The following is a 16,881-nucleotide window of genomic DNA, read 5'->3' as shown; positions in this document are numbered from 1 at the left end:
AAAGCCGCGCAAATTGCGCGGCTTTATTTCTGTTTAGGCACTTAACTTAGTGTACAATATGGTAGGTAGTAAAGAAATGTGATATGTGACGCTGCAGCTAGACATCTTGAACCAGCTAAACAAAAACTTTGGCCAGTTAACATGTTATAGAAATTGGCCATAATTAACGGATCCTCACTATAAATCTAATCGGAAGGACTATGAATATGACAACACCAACACATCCCATGATATTAGCATATGAAATCTTTTATTTTGAAGCTGGGAAGACTTATTATCTACCTGGTAGTAAACAGCGAATTCTCTTAACCGATAGCGAATATGATATAAAAATAGAGGAACTTCGTCATAAAGAAATACAATACATGCTGCTCTATGACTACATGTTTGCCCTAAAGAAAGATAAATGGGAAGCTGTGCCTTCGAGTATCAATATGGATGAAGTAGAGTTTTACTATGAACTTTCAATAATAAATGAAGAAGAGTACATGTTGATTAAATATTTATATTCAGAGTATACCAAACCGAAGGGTTAATCATCTGTTAACTATCATAAGGTGACCATTTATCCGTTTTCAGGTATAATAGATGTAATCAAATACTCTTAAGAGCGAAGCACGCTTCTCCCAATTGGGAGTGGTGTGCTTTTTTTGTTTTAACATAGGAGGGCAAAATGAAACTTATTATAGCAGAGAAAAAAGACCAGGCTAAACGCCTAGCCGCGCCATTCCCCACAAAAGCTGAAGGGTTCGGCTATATCGAAGTTCTGCCCTGTCCTACTTTTCCTAAAGGAGCTTATTTTGCATGGGCAGCAGGACATTTAGTTTCTTTAAAGGAACCGGAGGATTATGATCCAAAATTTAAAGAGTGGAAGTTGGAACATCTCCCCATACTTCCTGAACAATTCAAACTGAAGCCTGCTAAGGGAAAGGAACGACTATTTACTCACCTGAAAAAACTAATTCAGAATAAGAGTTTCACTGAGATTATCAATGCTTGCGACCCCGGACGTGAAGGTGAGGCAATCTTTACACTGATTTATCAGCTTAGCGGAAGCACAAAACCTGTTAAACGGCTATGGACTTCCTCTCTCACAAAAGATGCTGTCACAGCTGCGTTTCAGAAACTGCTACCAGAGTCTGAAAAGAAAAACCTCTTTTACGAAGCATTCGCACGCTCATGTGCCGACTGGCTTGTTGGTATGAACACCTCGCGTGCCTACTCGATCCTTCTTCGAGAGAAGGGAATAAAGGGGGAGGGGTTCTCCACTGGGCGTGTACAAACTCCGGTACTAGCTTTGATAGTTGAACGAGAAGAAGCAATAGAAACCTTTGTTTCTACCCCGTTTTGGGAAGTTGTTGCTGAGTTTAATTTTGGCGGCCGGAAGTACACTGGTCGGTGGTTCGCCGGTGATCATAATCGTCTTACAGATAGGACTAAAGCAGAAAAATTGGCTAGTTGGTGCTCAGGTAAAGCAGCAAGCATTGAAGAAATAGTAGTTGAAGACAAGGAAATCAAGGCTCCTCATTTTTACAGCCTTTCAGCACTTCAAACGCTTGCCAATAAACTCTATAAATTAAGCCCACAAGAGGTGCTGGCTGCTTGTCAGAGCCTTTACGATGAAGGGTATCAAAGCTATCCACGTACCGACAGCGAATACATCACAGAAGAAGAAGCTAAGCAATTCCCAACCTTCTTAGATGAAATAAGCAAGCTTGGTCCATATGCACATTTGTTTCCAACACCTATACAATCGGTCATTGGAAATAAAAGGTACGTTGACCCGTCGAAGGTTTCAGATCACTACGCTATTATCCCGACTGAAACGATACCAGAGCTAAATTCCCTTAGCGAGAATGAAAGACTTATTTATGATCTTGTGGTCAAATCTGTTATTGCAGCGCATTATGAAACGGCGATCTTTCAACACACGACTATTTTGACATACATCGGAGATCAATTTTCTTTCTCAACCAAGGGAAAGCGTTTGATCCGAGAGGGCTGGCACAAGGTAATGCAGATAGAAGATCCGGACGAAAAGAAAGAAGCAGACCCAATGATACCAGATGTAAGGAAAGGGGAAGAAGGCATTACATCGAGTTGTGAAGCAAAAGAAGGCTGGACATCAGCTCCTAAGCGTCTTACTCAAGGTGATCTCATCCCTTTAATGAAATCCGCCGGTAGTACTTTGGGAGATAAAGAGCTCGAAAGTATTATGAGAAAAACACATGGACTAGGAACAGAAGCCACGCGCGCGGGAATCATCAAACGCCTGAAGGATCAGGGTTACATCGAAATTAGAAAGAACCTCGTGTATCCTACAACAAAAGGACGTACGCTGATTAAAGCGATCGGGTTATCAGCTCTTTCGTCTGCTGTCTTAACAGCAAAATGGGAGCAAAAATTGAGTGAAATTGGTGACGGACGTTATACTCACACAAGTTTCATCGATCAAGCTCGTAAGCTGGCAACCAAACTCGTTACGGACGCTGGTGAATCAGTAAGAATGATGGATTTGAAAACTGTTGTGCCAATATTACCTCCTGCCATATCTACAATTGAAAAGAGTATAGAAGGAGGTTCGCTACAATCAGAACACTCTTCAGGTAACGGACGTTTAGAAACTAACGGAGAATCGGCCTTGTCGAATCCATCGAACAACTCAAACACTACACCTGTCTCCCCTCCGGTAAATCAATATCCTGCCCAAGTAGGAGTCGATAACAAGATTAATCACGATCTGTTTGATGCGGCCGTTAAGTTCGTTATCGAGTCAAGCCAAGCATCTGTATCAATGTTACAGCAAAAATTGGGGCAGAATTACACACTTTGTGCCCGTATAATCGATCAAATGGAAAGAGAAGGGATCATCTCAGCCTATGCCGGAAATACGCCAAGACAAGTCTTAATGACAATGGATCAATTCCGAGCTAATTCCGGCCAGAAGGCATTAAGTAAACCCACCCTAACTACTGATAAAAAAGCACCAACAGAAACTACAACGGCACATCGTTCTAGTCAATCGTATGCTGAATCGGAAAAGAAACTCAGCCCAGTTGAAGGTCCGGGGAGTGAGTATGCTGGCCCGAACGTTCCGGAAGAAAATCACCGTCCAATACGTCAGATAGCAGCAGAGCAAGACTTGGGACCATGTAAAAAATGTGGAAGGCCGGTCATTGATAAGGGTGTCCTATATGGCTGTAGCGCCTGGGAGGATACTCGCTGTGATTTCAAAATCAGTAAAACGATCAAAGGAGTGGTGATCCAGAGAGAGATAATTAAACGTCTTCTCGAAAAAGGTTCAAGCGGGTTAATCCGTGGCTTTATTCAAAAATCAAAAGACCCGAATAAGCCTGATTCAACATTTGATGCAGTTCTTGTTTTTGATAAAGAAGGTAAATTGTGCTGGACATATCCAAGTTTGGATGTGCTGAAGCTGCCAACGTATTTACTCAAAGTACCAACCGTTGCTCCACCCTCTGAACAAGAACAGAAAAGGGAGTTTACCGAAATTGAGAAGGAGGCTGCTACACTTAAACTTCCTTCCAAGGTATTAAGGGCAACATATGGACCACGGGCAACACGTTATGAACTTGCTCCTGAGCCAGGTCTCAACGTAGCAAACTTCAAGCGTTATAAAGCGAATTTTCAACTTGCGCTACGAGCGGAAACAATTATTATTGATGCTCCGATTCCCGGTAAGAATGTGGTGGGCATCGAGATACCGAGTAAGACACCATATACCGTAAATCTTCGATCATTGCTTGAAAACAAAGAATTTTTAGCATCGAAAAAGGCACTTTCTTTTCCCCTGGGAATGGATATGTCTGGAGAACCTGTTTATGCGGACCTAGCGGAAATGCCACATTTGCTTGTAGCTGGTGCTACCGGTTCAGGGAAATCCGTGTTCTTAAACGAATTAATTGTCAGCCTTCTCTATGGCCAGACACCAGATAAACTCAAATTTCTGTTCATTGATCCTAAAATGGTGGAACTTTCAGTCTATGAGACGATACCTCATTTGTTTGGTCCTATCGTAACTGATGTCAGACGGGCAGGAATTGCACTGAAGAAGCTTGTCATTGAGATGGAGAAACGCTACGAAATTCTAAGGAACTACGGTGTCAGGAATATTCATTCGTACAACGATAAAACCCGGAACGATCCTAATGCGCCTGGTATGCCATACATCGTACTAGTAATTGATGAGTTAGCAGATCTAATGATGACGACAGGTCCTGAAGTTGAGGATTGTATCCAACGTCTTGCTCAACTCGCACGAGCTGCCGGCATTCACATGGTAATTGCAACTCAACGGCCATCTAAAACTGTTTTGTCACCGGTTATTAAAGCAAATCTCCCGGTACGGATCTCATTTGCTGTAGCAAACCATCATGACTCTCAGGTTATCCTTGACGCACCTGGTGCAGAAGCATTGCTCGGTAAGGGGGATATGTACTACCTTCCGAAGGATGGAGCTAAGAGACGTCTCGTATCAGCTTATGTCTCTGATGAGGAGATCGAACGAGTAACAAACCACATTACAAATAGCACTACATCAGCAGCCTCTGCAAGCCGATAATCTCTCAAAATAACAGCTCCCGTTTTTTGCAGACATTCCCTGGTCATAGCATAATGGGGGTATGTATTAACAACTATTCGTATTTCGGGAAGGTGACTGCATATGTGTGGTGTTGATTTTTCACAATACCCAATCGTCAATGACTTAATCAAGACATGCGACATGGATATCGACCGGGAGCATATTCTTTGGCTGAATGAAACGCAAACAGAAGCTGCGGTGCTCCTCGCTGAGATGCATCTGATGTGCAAAGCAGCTCTAAGCGACAGCATACCGCTGCGACTGCGCTCCAAAGTAAGCTCAAATTATTACCATTCCACTATCAATAGCAAGGTCCACGTCTTTGCTGCTAACCAAGCACTATCAGATCTAGGTATGACGGAAAAGGATTTATCGAAACTATACTCGCATAAAAGACCTAAGTTAAACGTTAATTGATCGGGGGATAGCCATGTGGCGTATACGTCGCAAAGCCAAACGAGTCTTCAGCAACCTGTTTAAGATTGTTATTCTATTATTTACACTCATGATAATCATTACAGTTATGAATCGGAATACTGATAATTCTAACAATCAGCCTTTAGTACAACATATCAACATAAATTTTGAAGTTGCTGCTTTTTGGATCCAAACCGTCTTTAGTTGGATTAAGTCTTGGGGATTATTAGTTGTCGCCTTCACTATTATCATAATTGTGTTATTCAAAGCAATTCCATATCACCGGAAGATGCAACGAATTAAACGTTCCGATATCCGTGCCATTGACCAGATGACAGGTGATCAGTTTGAAGAATTCCTAGTATTGTTTTTTCGTTTGCTTGGCTATTCTGCTAAAAAGACGAAGAAGTCCCGCGATCAAGGCGCTGATGTCATCCTGAATATCGATGGAGTAAGAGTTGTTGTTCAAGCAAAGAGAGTACGAAACAAAATCTCTAACTCTGCTGTACAAGAAGTAGTTGCTTCCAAGGCCTTTTATCAGGCGACTGATGCGTGGGTCGTAACCAACTCATACTACACTGAACCAGCAAAGGAATTAGCTCGAGTTAATAATGTGCAGCTGTGGGATAGGGACCGTTTGATCAGTGAACTTTCCAAGATCAATATGAATAAACATAACCGTACCGTTACGGATTAGTAAGTAAAAGACTCGCTGGGCCTAGAGGCTCACGAGTCTTTTTTCTTCATTCGTTTGATTTTTATTTAGCAATCCAGGGTTTTCCTGAAGACACTCAATCAAGGTTAACACAATCATGTCGTCAAATTGCTTTCCTGCATGCTTCTTGAGTTGAACAATTGCAGTTTCAGTATCAAGTGCAGGCCTATATGATCGGCTTGTTGTCATGGCATCGAAAGCATCACATACGGAAATAATCTTTGCATTTAAGGGGATGGCATCTCCCTTTAATCCCCGAGGATACCCCTTACCGTCAACCCGTTCATGGTGATATAACACAATTTCGTCTACTCCACGACATTTTAGTTCAGCAATTTCGCTGACAATATGGAATCCGTACTCCGGATGTTTCTTAATAGCATCGAACTCAGCATCAGTGAGTTTTCCAGCTTTCATCAGCACATTCTCCGGCACACCGATTTTTCCTATATCGTGAAGCAATGCACCTATTTCGATATTGTATATTTGATCTGCGTCCAACTGTAACTTTTTGGCCACAGCACTTGCATATCGTTTTACATTTTCGGAGTGAGATGCCGTGTAAGGGTCTCGAGCGTTTACAGCCTTTGACAATGAAGCGATCGTTGCTGTAATGAGCAATTCCAGGTCCGCATTACGCTGGCTGAGTTCTAAGTTGATTTTGTGAATTTCATTATCCTGCTTTTGAATTGTTTCTGCAATTCCCGCAACACTGAGTTCCAACAAACCGAATTCATCTTTATTCATCTCTGATTCGAGTTTATTTTTAGCGAACGACCCAACATGCTCAATAACATTTAAGAGTGGCTTCAGAATAGGACCGGCACTAAGATAGTTGATAATTGTAAGCACGATAAAGAATGAAATCAGCAACGTAATCTCAGCTGCAACATTTATGAACCACGCACCGTCCATAAAGTCACCACTTAAGTTATGAAATAAAAATCTTGATACTAGGAGAACAAGTGTCGCCATTAAGCCAAATATGGTTGCGAATTTGATTCGAATAGCCATGTTATTCTTCATTTTCTCCTCTCATGAAATTCTCTCACACTACAAAACGGCTCACAGCGGTAAAAAACTAGTGCTTAAACCAAAAAACACCACAGTAGGCTGTGTTGGCCTACCGTGGTGCTTCCACGTTTATAAATATTTAATTAATTTACATTATAGCAGAAGGCACAAGGATTGAGAATCTATATTCTAGAATTATCCCCCTAGTAAACTTAACACATATCTTGAGAAGTATTATACTTAATTATGGCAAACTCCCCCTTACAATATTCTCGCCTATCCTATTATATGAGTGAAGAGCCGACATAAAAGAAGTGAGTGTTGTTACGAATTAAATTGTTGTATAGATCCATTGATCTTAAGCTAATAATGATGAGTTGGGTTCTCTACACCAATAATTGAGTTAGCGACGACTGAAAAGTGCAGACCAGAGGAGGTGAGTACGTAAATACACTAAACGATTGTTAGGTGGATTCCGGGAATGGAGTGTAAAACGATTAAAGATTGATAAATTAGGATCAGTACATATTTAGGAGGATAGCAGCATGAAACATATAAAGAAAGTAATTGAGCTGTTGTGTATTATACTTTTTGTTAAACTATGTATGGAAGCCTTTGAAGTAAGACAATTACCTACCTTTGTCTCTATGACCGATATACAATCAATGTCTATATTGGATTATGTACTGGGAGCTTTCTTTCATCCCGTGTTTTTTTATACTGCAAGCATAGGTTGTTTCATTGTTGTTTTATTCCGCATGGCCACTATAACTGATGCTACCCAAAAGGGCAAACTTACTAAGTTCCTTTCTACCTTGATTGTTCTTCTTATAGGATATAATGTTATTCCGTACTTCGTTGATTTTTTTCATAGTCTAGTTTAGAACTTTAAGAGGATGGCTTGTGCTTTAATAGCTGATTATTGTGATTAAGAGTTATATATTTGATTTATACAGCAATGAGGGATAGCATTTTTTGGACAACTCAAGAAATTTTAACTTCTGAAAATTAGATTGCAAATTATTTACGAAATACCAAGTATTAAGCTATAATAAGCGTAATCAAATACTTAATAAGCGAAGAACGCTTTTCCCACTTGGAAAAGCGTTTTTTGTGTTATAGGGGGGATAGCTTGGCTATTATCACATCCACAAAGATAAAGGACGAAAACCGCTGATTAGTATATCTGATAAGGAATCCCCTAAACCGAATTCCTTTATTTTGTAAATGGAGGATGTCTGGCGACAGGTGGATGGTAAACGTAAGCTAGATGAAGGCATGATAGTGTCAAAAAGCTCGCAGGCCTGCCCTTACTTCCATGATATCGTCCCATTTAGATCCGTGACAGTTCTATGTGACGCTATGAAGTAATCTACTGGCTAGAGAAAGTTCAAGGTAAAAGGTGTATAACGAATATCAGAGTTTTGTTTGAGGACAGAAAGTTAGCCATGCGTCTGAATCACATAATTAGAACTTGATTTTCTCAATTACTCTAATTATAGACGAAAGGAGGTAACTACCCTCCCGTTTGTCTTCATATATCTTTCGACATCGCGGTTCAATGTTTCTATATTAATCGCTTATTTTGCAACAAATCAACAAAGATAGCTGCCATCTCCAGAAACAATTTACCAAAAACATGAATATTTATCCATTGGATAATCTTGGTCATTTCAGACAGAAATTCAACCATTTCAATCAAATCCTCTTTCAGAGGGTTCAATATACTGGTATATTTGTCGCATATAAAATAAATACGGTTAGTTCTTTAGGATTAACTGAACGAAAGGTGTTAGTTCCATGGATACAACAAAAAACGCAAATGACGAAAACGGTGGTAACGACGGTTTCGTTCCTAGAAATAATGTGAACTTATATGATCAAATAAAGCTCTGCATCATTTCGGACTATTTTCCAAACCTTCTTTCAAAGGAGCGGGAGGGAACCATGGAATTTTTCGTTAGGGATGGAGAACTCGCCATCCACTATCACGAAATTGAAGTAATGCTAGGAACACCAATCCAACAACCCCACGGTTGTGGAATGAAGCGAAGCCACTTAATTACTTTTCTAATGATGATTGAAGAGCAAATTACGTCATTCACACCAATTGACTATGGAAGCATCATCATTACATATGAAATGAATAATAAAGGAAATTTCAAAGCAAAAATGAAGTTTAGACAACAAGTAAATCATCGTCGTCGTTAGGTATGCTGCGTCCGGATTTTTGAAAAGACATGACTTGCTTCGAGATAATTCTTCTTAGTCAGGGGAACTTTTTTGTTGGTATGTTCCAAAGAGATAATATAACTCTTTTGAAGCAACCCATCCGGTTGGATTGATGTGATGTAAAGTGGATTAACCAAGTAACTCCTGTGAGAGTAAGTAAGATTCGAGCACATCTCCTTAATTTCTTTAAGTTGAGTGGTTGTTTCTAGCTGCTCTCCACTCTTCAGGTTAACTATGCATCTGTTCCGGGCCATCTTATCCTTCTCCACAAAAACAATCTGATTTTCCGCAATTTCATGATCGCGATAATTCGCCTTTAATATAATCCAATTCGTGTTCTCTAGTTCAACAACCGCATTTAAGAGCTTTCGAGAATGAATTACTTCCTTAGCTTTAATAATTGCTCTTTTAAATCGGTCTTTCCTAATCGGCTTCGTGAGGTAATCCACTGATTCAAATTCGTAACCGGTAAGTATATGTTGAGGGTTTAACGAACCAGTAACAAAAATTATTTGAGGACGTATGCCGGCCTCAAGTATTTCCTTAAATGCGGATATTCCATCTTTCTTTTTAAGGCCGATATCTAATAGGACAATATCAGGCCTATGCAATTTAACTTCATCAACCAGCCGCACACCGGAGGAAACCGTTGATATAATCACTAAATCTAACTCTATAGCATACATTTTCAACAAAGACAGCTGATGCATATCGTCTTCTGCAATGATAACCTTATATCTTTGTTGTTCCACTAATGTCCCTCCTTACCTTTTTAGACTTGGTTATTTTCTGTCTCGTCATTATAACATCCTGTGATATTTAACCAAAAGTCCAGCTCCTTGAATTGGGGTACGACCGAGGTACTTGTAAAAAAGGGTCATAGCATGGATTTTTTTTACATTTACAACCCTTTTTACTCTGTAGGGTAGGGTGGGGTCAGAAAAGTGCGGTTGTTGGTAGGATCCTAATAGGGGTAGTGTCATTGTCGCTACTCCTATTAAGGAATACTTAAACTAAATCACAAATTAAAGAAGAAACACATCTTAAAAAATGAGCATTGAACCTTTGCATAATAAGCAAAAGTCCTTTAAAATTTGTTAGCCGGGTAGAAAATGCTATAATGCTCTTATAAAAAAGAATGGATGCAAAATAGTTTAGGTAAGTTCTAAAACGATTTCTTTTATTCTTCGACAAACAGGCCAGATTCGTAATTTCTCAAGAGAATAATACAAGTCGCTGTAGGGGTTTTTGTGTTTTTTCACTTATGATCACTTTGATATACAAGACCTATTTCATCTCTCACTTTATCCAACACTTGTATCGTGGTGTATGAATTTTTATATGAGTTAGTATCAGACTCTGTTTTTCCTCGGTTGATTAATTCAATAAATTCTTTCACTTCGTAATACATAGCTGGATGAGATTGGTCGACTGTTAATTGTTCAACCGTGCCGTCAGTGTAGTGAATTTCTACTTTTTCAGCCGTATGAATCTTATCAATCATGATACTTCCTTTTTCGCCTTGAATTTCGCTTGGTAAATAAGAGTTCGTTATTTTGGAATACATCACAATCGCATCTTTATCATCATATTTTAAGATGACGCTACCTTCACCATCCACACCCGAATCAAGCATAATGCCAGTTGCCTTCACTTCTTTTGGTTCACCAAATAATGTAATAAGTGGATACAAACAATAGACACCAAGGTCCATTAATGAACCGTTCGCAAACTCTGGATTGAAGGCATTAAGGACAATTCCTTCTTTGTATTTATCATAACGAGATGAATACTGACAATAGCTTGCAAAGTATCTACGGATAGGACCAATTTTATGTAAATTATCTTGAATGACCTTGAAGTTTGGAAGTAATGTTGATTTCATTGCTTCCATTAATAGGGCGTTATGATCTTTTGCGGCTTGAATCATCCTCGCTACTTCGGTTGCATTAACAGCCAGTGGCTTTTCACATAACACATGTTTGCCATTTTGCAAAAATAAAATAGCTTGTTCTGCGTGATATGAATTGGGAGTAGCAATGTACACCGCGTCAATTTCTTGACTAACTGCCATTTCTTTTAGGTTTGTAAATATTTTTGTTACTCCATATTTACTTGCAAATTCTTCTGCTCTACTAATCGTGCGAGAATAAACAGCAGTTAGTTTAAAATCTTCTACATCATTTGCTGCTTCAAGTAATCTTTCTGTAATCCAATTAGTACCGATTACGCCGAATCGAACCATTTATTCAACCTCATTCCTTTGTTTTATAAAACGAAGAGTTTTGTTTACTACACTTATGAAGCGTTTTTCATCGCCAATAGGATTTTATTTTCCCATAAAAAAACTTATATAGACATGGGGCCTACCAGTGAAATATTGGTGATAACCCAAATAGGGCTCATACTGTGAGTGATGGCTAAATTCTTGGCTGTGCCCCACCCAATAATGATCTCTGATCCGGCCATAGAAGGGACTGAATCAGAGGCTATTTTTTCTTTCCTGTATGGACTGTGTTATTTGTAATATGCAGTAAAGACCGCAATTCATAAAAGAAATAAATGCGGTCTTTACGATGTTTCCATATTTTTTAAAGTGTACTCTATTCGAGATTGGCATGTTTGCCGTACATTTTAGTAGAGTCTAAGCCTTTTTTTTCCATAAAACGCAAGATCAATGCATCATAAAATAATAACATCGTTTGCTCAAAAAGTGACCCCATTGGTTGTATGGTCTTATATTCACTTTCAGATTGATCTTTCGGTGATCCAGGCAATTTAATGATAATATCAGCTAATTTTCCAATCGTGGAGTCAGGGGAAATCGTTACAGCTGCGACCGTCCCACCTAAACTTTTTGCTTTTTCAGCGATTGAAACCAAGGTTTTCGTTTCACCTGAACCTGAACCGATGATCAACAAATCACCTTTTTCTAAATTTGCTGTTACAGTTTCACCGACTACATAAGCATCGATCCCCATGTGCATCATTCTCATCACGAAAGATTTGCCCATAAATCCAGATCTGCCCGCACCTGCAACAAAGATTTTTTTGGATTCCAGAATCTTATTAACCAACTTCTCTGCTTCTTCGTCAGAGATTAAGTCGACTGTCCGACTTAATTCTTGAACGACTTCAGCTAAATATTGAGTAGTTTTCATAGTTATAATTAACCTTGTTTAATTAATTCTTGCATTTTAGCTGCAACTGCTTTTTTATCGTCTTTGCTTGTGATACCGCCACCTACGATGACAAGATCTGGTTGTACTTTAATCACATCTGGAAGTGTTTCTAATTTGATTCCGCCTGCAATAGCAGTTTTCGCATTTTTTACAACGCTCTTAATGGTTGCAAGGTCTTCGAAAGAATTTTTTCCTACAGCTTGAAGGTCATAACCTGTGTGAACGCAGATATAATCTACTCCTAGTTCATCCAGTTCTTTCGCACGACCTTCAATGTCTTTAACTGCGATCATATCAGCAAGGATTTGTTTACCTTGTTTTTTTGCTTCTTCTACAGCACCTTTAATGGACTCGTCTTCAGCTGTACCAAGAATGGTGATGATGTCAGCGCCTGCTGCAGATGCTTGGCTAACTTCATATCCAGCTGCATCCATGATTTTAAGGTCAGCTAATACAGTTAAGTTAGGGAAGGCAGCTTTCACTTCCTTTACTGCTTTAAGGCCTTCATTAATCACAACCGGCGTGCCGATTTCTACAACATCTATATGATTTTCTACTTCTTTCACCAATTCAATGGCTCCTGGAATATCTACAAGATCTAATGCTAATTGTAATTTCATTTATTACTCGCTCCTTATATAATAGTATATTGTGCCGTATAGCTTTCTTTTGCACAGTGTTATTGTATCCAATTGATAGCTATTTACTAACGGTATGATACTCAGTATACTGGGTATGTTACTAAATTAAAAGTATGCACTTTTTTATCATATAGTAACAAAAAGTATACTATTGGACATAATAAGGGTTGGAGGTGAAATGAATGCCGAATCTTGGGGAAAAAGTGTTTAATTGTGAAAAAGAATTGACTCTTTCGATTATTGGTGGAAAATGGAAAATGTTGGTATTGTGGCATCTAGGAAAAGAAGGAACCAAACGTTTTGGTGAACTAAAGGCCCTCATGCCGGGTATCACTCAAAGAATGCTTGTTAATCAATTGCGCGAACTTGAAGACCATTTGATTGTTCATCGTGAAGTCTATCCTGTCGTTCCACCAAAAGTTGAATACTCACTCACTGAGTATGGAAGAAGTCTGATGCCTATTCTGGATGCTATGTATGACCGGGGTAAAGATTATATTGAGAATGTATTGGAAAAAGAAACAGAAAACAAATCGTCTATTCAGTAGAAAAAAGAGTTTCTCCTAGGGGTTCGAAAAAGTGTAAAAAAGTTCATATACTAACAAACCACGGTTAGCTATCTTAATAAAGATGCTGTCCGTGTTTTTTTATATCTCTACGTATTTAAAAGGTTGAAAAAACACAACATTTAAACACAACATTTAATAAAAGAATCAGTTACTAAAAAGCCAAGGGCAGCGAATCTTGTATAATCGCTGTCCTCGGCTTTTCACTCTTGGTATTGGATTCAAGTTTATAGTATTATTTTTAACACTATGTTATACAAATGTATCTATATGTTAATAAAGTGCGTACTTTCAAAAGTATAACATACGTAATATACTGATTTTGCTCAAGTAATAGCGAGCTTAAAGAATACTACCAAACCTTAAGGGAATACTGCTACAAGCATGGTGAGATGAAGTGAAACTTCATTTAATAATTTATACATGTTGTTGCTTTTTACGAAAGGAGAGATCCGCATGGAAAGGTTCAAAACTAAGCAGCGAAAAGTTTGTGAAAGATGTCTAATCATCACCATAAATAATGAAACCTGTCCAAAATGTGGACATTCTCAATTAAGAGATATCATTATTACCGGACAAGCTGGGAGAAATAAACGAAACTTACATCCAAAAGTAGGATAACGCAATAGCGAAAATCCTTGTTGTTTTGTAGGGGAAACGAAGAAAATCAGACATTTTTCTATTTGAAAATGCTTTGAAAAAGTGGAGGAATGAAAAGTGGATTCTATGACGTTTGTCTTATTTGGGGCAACTGGGGATTTAGCTAAGCGAAAAATCTACCCTGCCTTGTTTAATTTATATTTGAATCAAAAATTACCAGATTCTTTTTTGATCATTGGTGTAGGAATAGACGAAATGTCTGATGTTGATTTTCAAAACCATGTAACAGACTCGCTATACACTTTTTCTAGACACTTGATAAATGATAAATCCGAAAAACAAGAGTTTGTAAAGGCATTTCGTTATTGCCAGTTAGATTTCACGAATGCTGAAGGGTATAAGAAGTTAGTTGAAGTCGTTCAACAAAATGAAAAAGACCAGAGTATTGAAGAGAATCGAATGTTTTATCTTTCTGTTGCTCCTGAATTCTTTGATGTAATTGCTTTGAACATCAAGGAGAGTGGATTAGGCTCGACAAAAGGATGGAAACGATTAATGATCGAAAAACCATTTGGGCGTGATTTAAAATCTGCTCAAGATTTAAATGAAAAACTAAGCAAAGCTTTTGAAGAAGACGAAATTTTCAGGATTGACCATTATCTTGGAAAACCGATGGTTCAAAACCTTGAAGCTTTAGAATTTGCCAACCCTGTGCTGCAATCACTATGGAACAATCGGTATATTGCCAATGTGCAAATAACGGCTAGTGAAACGGTTGGTGTAGAAGAGAGAGCTAGTTATTATGAAAAAGCAGGGGCTATTCGTGATATGGTCCAAAATCATATGATGCAGCTGTTGATGATGACGGCCATGCATCAGCCAAAACAGATGAGCACGAACGATATCCGTACAGTGAAAAGAAAAGTTATGGACTCTCTTCGGCCTGTACAGAAAGATACTGTAGGTATCCACGTTGTTCGTGGTCAATATGGACCGGGGGAAATAAAGGGTAAACCTGTAGTCGGATATTTAGAAGAACCTGGAGTGAATGCTTCTTCCACAAACGATACATTTGTGGCTGCTCGTTTATGGATTGATAGTTCATTCTGGGATGGGGTGCCATTTTATATCCGGACAGGAAAAAGAATGAAGGAAAAGTCGACGCGGATTGTGATTGAATTCAAGAATCCAACGAAAAATGTGTATACTAACGAGAATCAATTTGCAGAACCCAATCTATTAGTTATCAAAGTAAGTCCAAATGAGGGTGTGTCGATGCAATTAAATAGCAAAAATTTAACAAATGGAAATTTGGAGCCGATAATTGTTGACTTCTCAGCAAGTACAAGAGACATACCAGAAGCTTATGAACTCTTAATATTCGATGCTCTGCGTGGGGACTCTACCTTCTTTGCTCATTGGGACGAAGTTGAATTATCTTGGAAATGGGTACAGCCCGTTTTAGAGGCGTTTGAGGAAAATGCCCTTCCACTCCACCTATATCAAGCCGGTTCGATGGGGCCACAAGCTGCTTCGCAATTATTGGAGGAGGATGGTTTTAAATGGTGGGAAACTAGGGGGGGAGTTTAATCCGCACCTCCCTGGAAGGCTATTGGTATGAAGAGAGCAAACCGAGGTTGGATTTGACAGATAATTGTTACGCGATTTACCCAAGGAACTTAAAGTATTTGTTGAATCCTTATGGTTCCATAAGGAGACCATGAAGAACAACAAATGGGTAGCATAATAATACAGGCTATTTTTTGTAATTTAAAGGAGGAAACTCAAGTGAAAGTAGGATTAATTGGATTAGGGAAAATGGGTATGAACTTAGGAAAAAACTTAATTGACAATAAACACCGTGTAATGGCGTTTGATCTAAATACAAATACTATTGAAGAAATTAAAAAATACGGAGTTGAAGGAGCATCCAGTTTACAAGATCTTGTTCAATCATTAGAAAAGCCACGAGTTGTTTGGATAATGGTCCCACACTCCGTCGTTGATTCAGTTATTAGTGAAATCACACCATTTCTAAGTGAAGGAGATATCGTCATTGAAGCTGGTAATTCGCATTATAAGGAATCCATTCGTCGTTACGAACAGTTGAAGAAAGTTGGAGTGAGCTTTATGGATGCCGGTACTTCTGGGGGGATGGAAGGTGCTCGCTATGGTGCTTGTTATATGATTGGTGGAGATCCTGAAGCATGGAGCATTGTCGAGCCGATTTTTAGAGATACAGCTGTAGATAATGGGTATTTATATGCTGGGAAATCTGGTAGTGGCCACTTCTTAAAAATGGTCCACAATGGAATAGAATACGGAATGATGGCCGCCATTGGTGAAGGATTCGAAGTCCTGGAAAAAAGCGATTTCGATTTTGACTATGAAAAAGTGGCACGGGTGTGGAATAACGGTTCTGTCATCCGCTCATGGCTCATGGAATTGACAGAACGCGCATTTTCTAAAGATGCAAAATTAGATGAAATTAAGGGCATTATGCATTCTTCTGGGGAAGGGAAATGGACAGTTGAAACCGCTTTGGATCTTCAAACAGCTACCCCTGTTATCGCTATGTCTTTACTAATGCGTTACCGTTCATTAGACAATGATACATTTACAGGTAAAGTGGTAGCTTCCCTTCGTAATGAATTTGGCGGACATGCTGTGGAAAAATCATAAAGTCATCTGCTGTATATGTCTTTCGTTAAAATGAGCCGGAAATTCATTGGATTTTTAGTTTGGTATATCCCAAAAATTGGTAGATTTACTTAAGTCGTTGATAGTGCTAACTATGTTGATTGAAGCGGAAGGAGCGAGACTCCTCGAAAATGCATTCACATTTTCTCGTGCGGTGCCTATTCACGGATGATGATTCAACGTCCTGTGGGAAAAACAGGACAAGGGAGAC

14 protein-coding genes are annotated in these 16,881 nt (G+C 38.9%); 9 read left to right on the top strand and 5 right to left on the bottom strand.

Going from position 1 to position 16,881, the window contains the following annotated elements; all coding sequences use genetic code 11:
* Nucleotides 1-206: 206 nt before the first annotated feature.
* The 4 genes from BM415_RS20465 (at nt 207) to BM415_RS25700 (ending at nt 5,717) form a co-directional block, all read left to right on the top strand.
* Complete coding sequence (locus BM415_RS20465) at nt 207-536, top strand: hypothetical protein (protein ID WP_090727746.1); 330 nt, start codon at nt 207-209, stop codon at nt 534-536.
* Between the two features lie 137 nt (nt 537-673).
* Nucleotides 674-4,582 carry a DNA topoisomerase 3 gene (locus BM415_RS20460; RefSeq protein WP_090727744.1) on the top strand — a complete coding sequence of 1,303 codons (3,909 nt, stop codon included), beginning with the start codon at nt 674-676 and terminating at the stop codon, nt 4,580-4,582.
* A gap of 102 nt (nt 4,583-4,684) precedes the next feature.
* Nucleotides 4,685-5,020, top strand: a complete 336-nt coding sequence (locus BM415_RS20455) for a hypothetical protein (protein WP_090727743.1) — start codon at nt 4,685-4,687, stop codon at nt 5,018-5,020.
* Nucleotides 5,021-5,033: 13 nt separating this feature from the next.
* A complete protein-coding gene (locus BM415_RS25700; RefSeq protein WP_244533619.1) occupies nt 5,034-5,717 on the top strand; it encodes a restriction endonuclease in 684 nt (227 codons plus the stop codon).
* 21 nt (nt 5,718-5,738) lie between these two features.
* Here the strand turns inward: BM415_RS25700 and BM415_RS20445 are convergent, their stop codons facing one another.
* Nucleotides 5,739-6,749, bottom strand: a complete 1,011-nt coding sequence (locus tag BM415_RS20445; RefSeq protein ID WP_170862574.1) for an HD-GYP domain-containing protein — start codon at nt 6,747-6,749, stop codon at nt 5,739-5,741.
* A gap of 545 nt (nt 6,750-7,294) precedes the next feature.
* Between BM415_RS20445 and BM415_RS20440 the strand changes: the two genes are divergently transcribed.
* Together BM415_RS20440 and BM415_RS20435 are read left to right on the top strand one after the other, a co-directional pair.
* Nucleotides 7,295-7,633 (top strand): hypothetical protein, encoded by a 339-nt coding sequence (locus BM415_RS20440; protein WP_090727739.1) that lies wholly within the window; start codon nt 7,295-7,297, stop codon nt 7,631-7,633.
* A 916-nt stretch (nt 7,634-8,549) separates the two neighbouring features.
* Complete coding sequence (locus tag BM415_RS20435) at nt 8,550-8,960, top strand: hypothetical protein (protein WP_090727736.1); 411 nt, start codon at nt 8,550-8,552, stop codon at nt 8,958-8,960.
* Here BM415_RS20435 and BM415_RS20430 read toward each other — a convergent pair.
* The 4 genes from BM415_RS20430 to hxlA all read right to left on the bottom strand — a co-directional run bounded on the left by BM415_RS20430 (nt 8,957) and on the right by hxlA (nt 12,783).
* Complete coding sequence (locus tag BM415_RS20430; RefSeq protein WP_079180142.1) at nt 8,957-9,733, bottom strand: LytR/AlgR family response regulator transcription factor; 777 nt, start codon at nt 9,731-9,733, stop codon at nt 8,957-8,959. The two genes, BM415_RS20435 and BM415_RS20430, sit on opposite strands and share 4 nt — an antisense overlap.
* A gap of 506 nt (nt 9,734-10,239) precedes the next feature.
* Nucleotides 10,240-11,226, bottom strand: coding sequence for a Gfo/Idh/MocA family protein (locus tag BM415_RS20420; RefSeq protein ID WP_072526549.1), 987 nt, complete (start codon nt 11,224-11,226; stop codon nt 10,240-10,242).
* A 358-nt stretch (nt 11,227-11,584) separates the two neighbouring features.
* On the bottom strand, nt 11,585-12,142 hold the full coding sequence (gene hxlB, locus BM415_RS20415) for a 6-phospho-3-hexuloisomerase (protein ID WP_031538337.1): 558 nt from the start codon (nt 12,140-12,142) through the stop codon (nt 11,585-11,587).
* Nucleotides 12,143-12,150: 8 nt separating this feature from the next.
* Nucleotides 12,151-12,783 (bottom strand): 3-hexulose-6-phosphate synthase, encoded by a 633-nt coding sequence (gene hxlA / locus BM415_RS20410; protein WP_031538336.1) that lies wholly within the window; start codon nt 12,781-12,783, stop codon nt 12,151-12,153.
* Between the two features lie 203 nt (nt 12,784-12,986).
* Here hxlA and BM415_RS20405 point away from each other — a divergent pair, with 203 nt between their 5' ends.
* The 3 genes from BM415_RS20405 (at nt 12,987) to gnd (ending at nt 16,652) form a co-directional block, all read left to right on the top strand.
* On the top strand, nt 12,987-13,352 hold the full coding sequence (locus tag BM415_RS20405) for a winged helix-turn-helix transcriptional regulator (protein WP_091160983.1): 366 nt from the start codon (nt 12,987-12,989) through the stop codon (nt 13,350-13,352).
* A 735-nt stretch (nt 13,353-14,087) separates the two neighbouring features.
* Complete coding sequence (gene zwf, locus BM415_RS20400) at nt 14,088-15,560, top strand: glucose-6-phosphate dehydrogenase (protein WP_072526551.1); 1,473 nt, start codon at nt 14,088-14,090, stop codon at nt 15,558-15,560.
* A 198-nt stretch (nt 15,561-15,758) separates the two neighbouring features.
* A complete protein-coding gene (gene gnd / locus BM415_RS20395; RefSeq protein ID WP_031538333.1) occupies nt 15,759-16,652 on the top strand; it encodes a phosphogluconate dehydrogenase (NAD(+)-dependent, decarboxylating) in 894 nt (297 codons plus the stop codon).
* The last annotated feature ends 229 nt before the right edge of the window (nt 16,653-16,881 follow it).

This window comes from Paenibacillus sp. 453mf (assembly GCF_900116105.1).
GTDB lineage: Bacteria > Bacillota > Bacilli > Paenibacillales > Paenibacillaceae > Paenibacillus > Paenibacillus provencensis.
The sequence above is the reverse complement of the archived record's forward strand: the minus strand, read 5'-3'. Positions and strand labels throughout refer to the sequence as shown.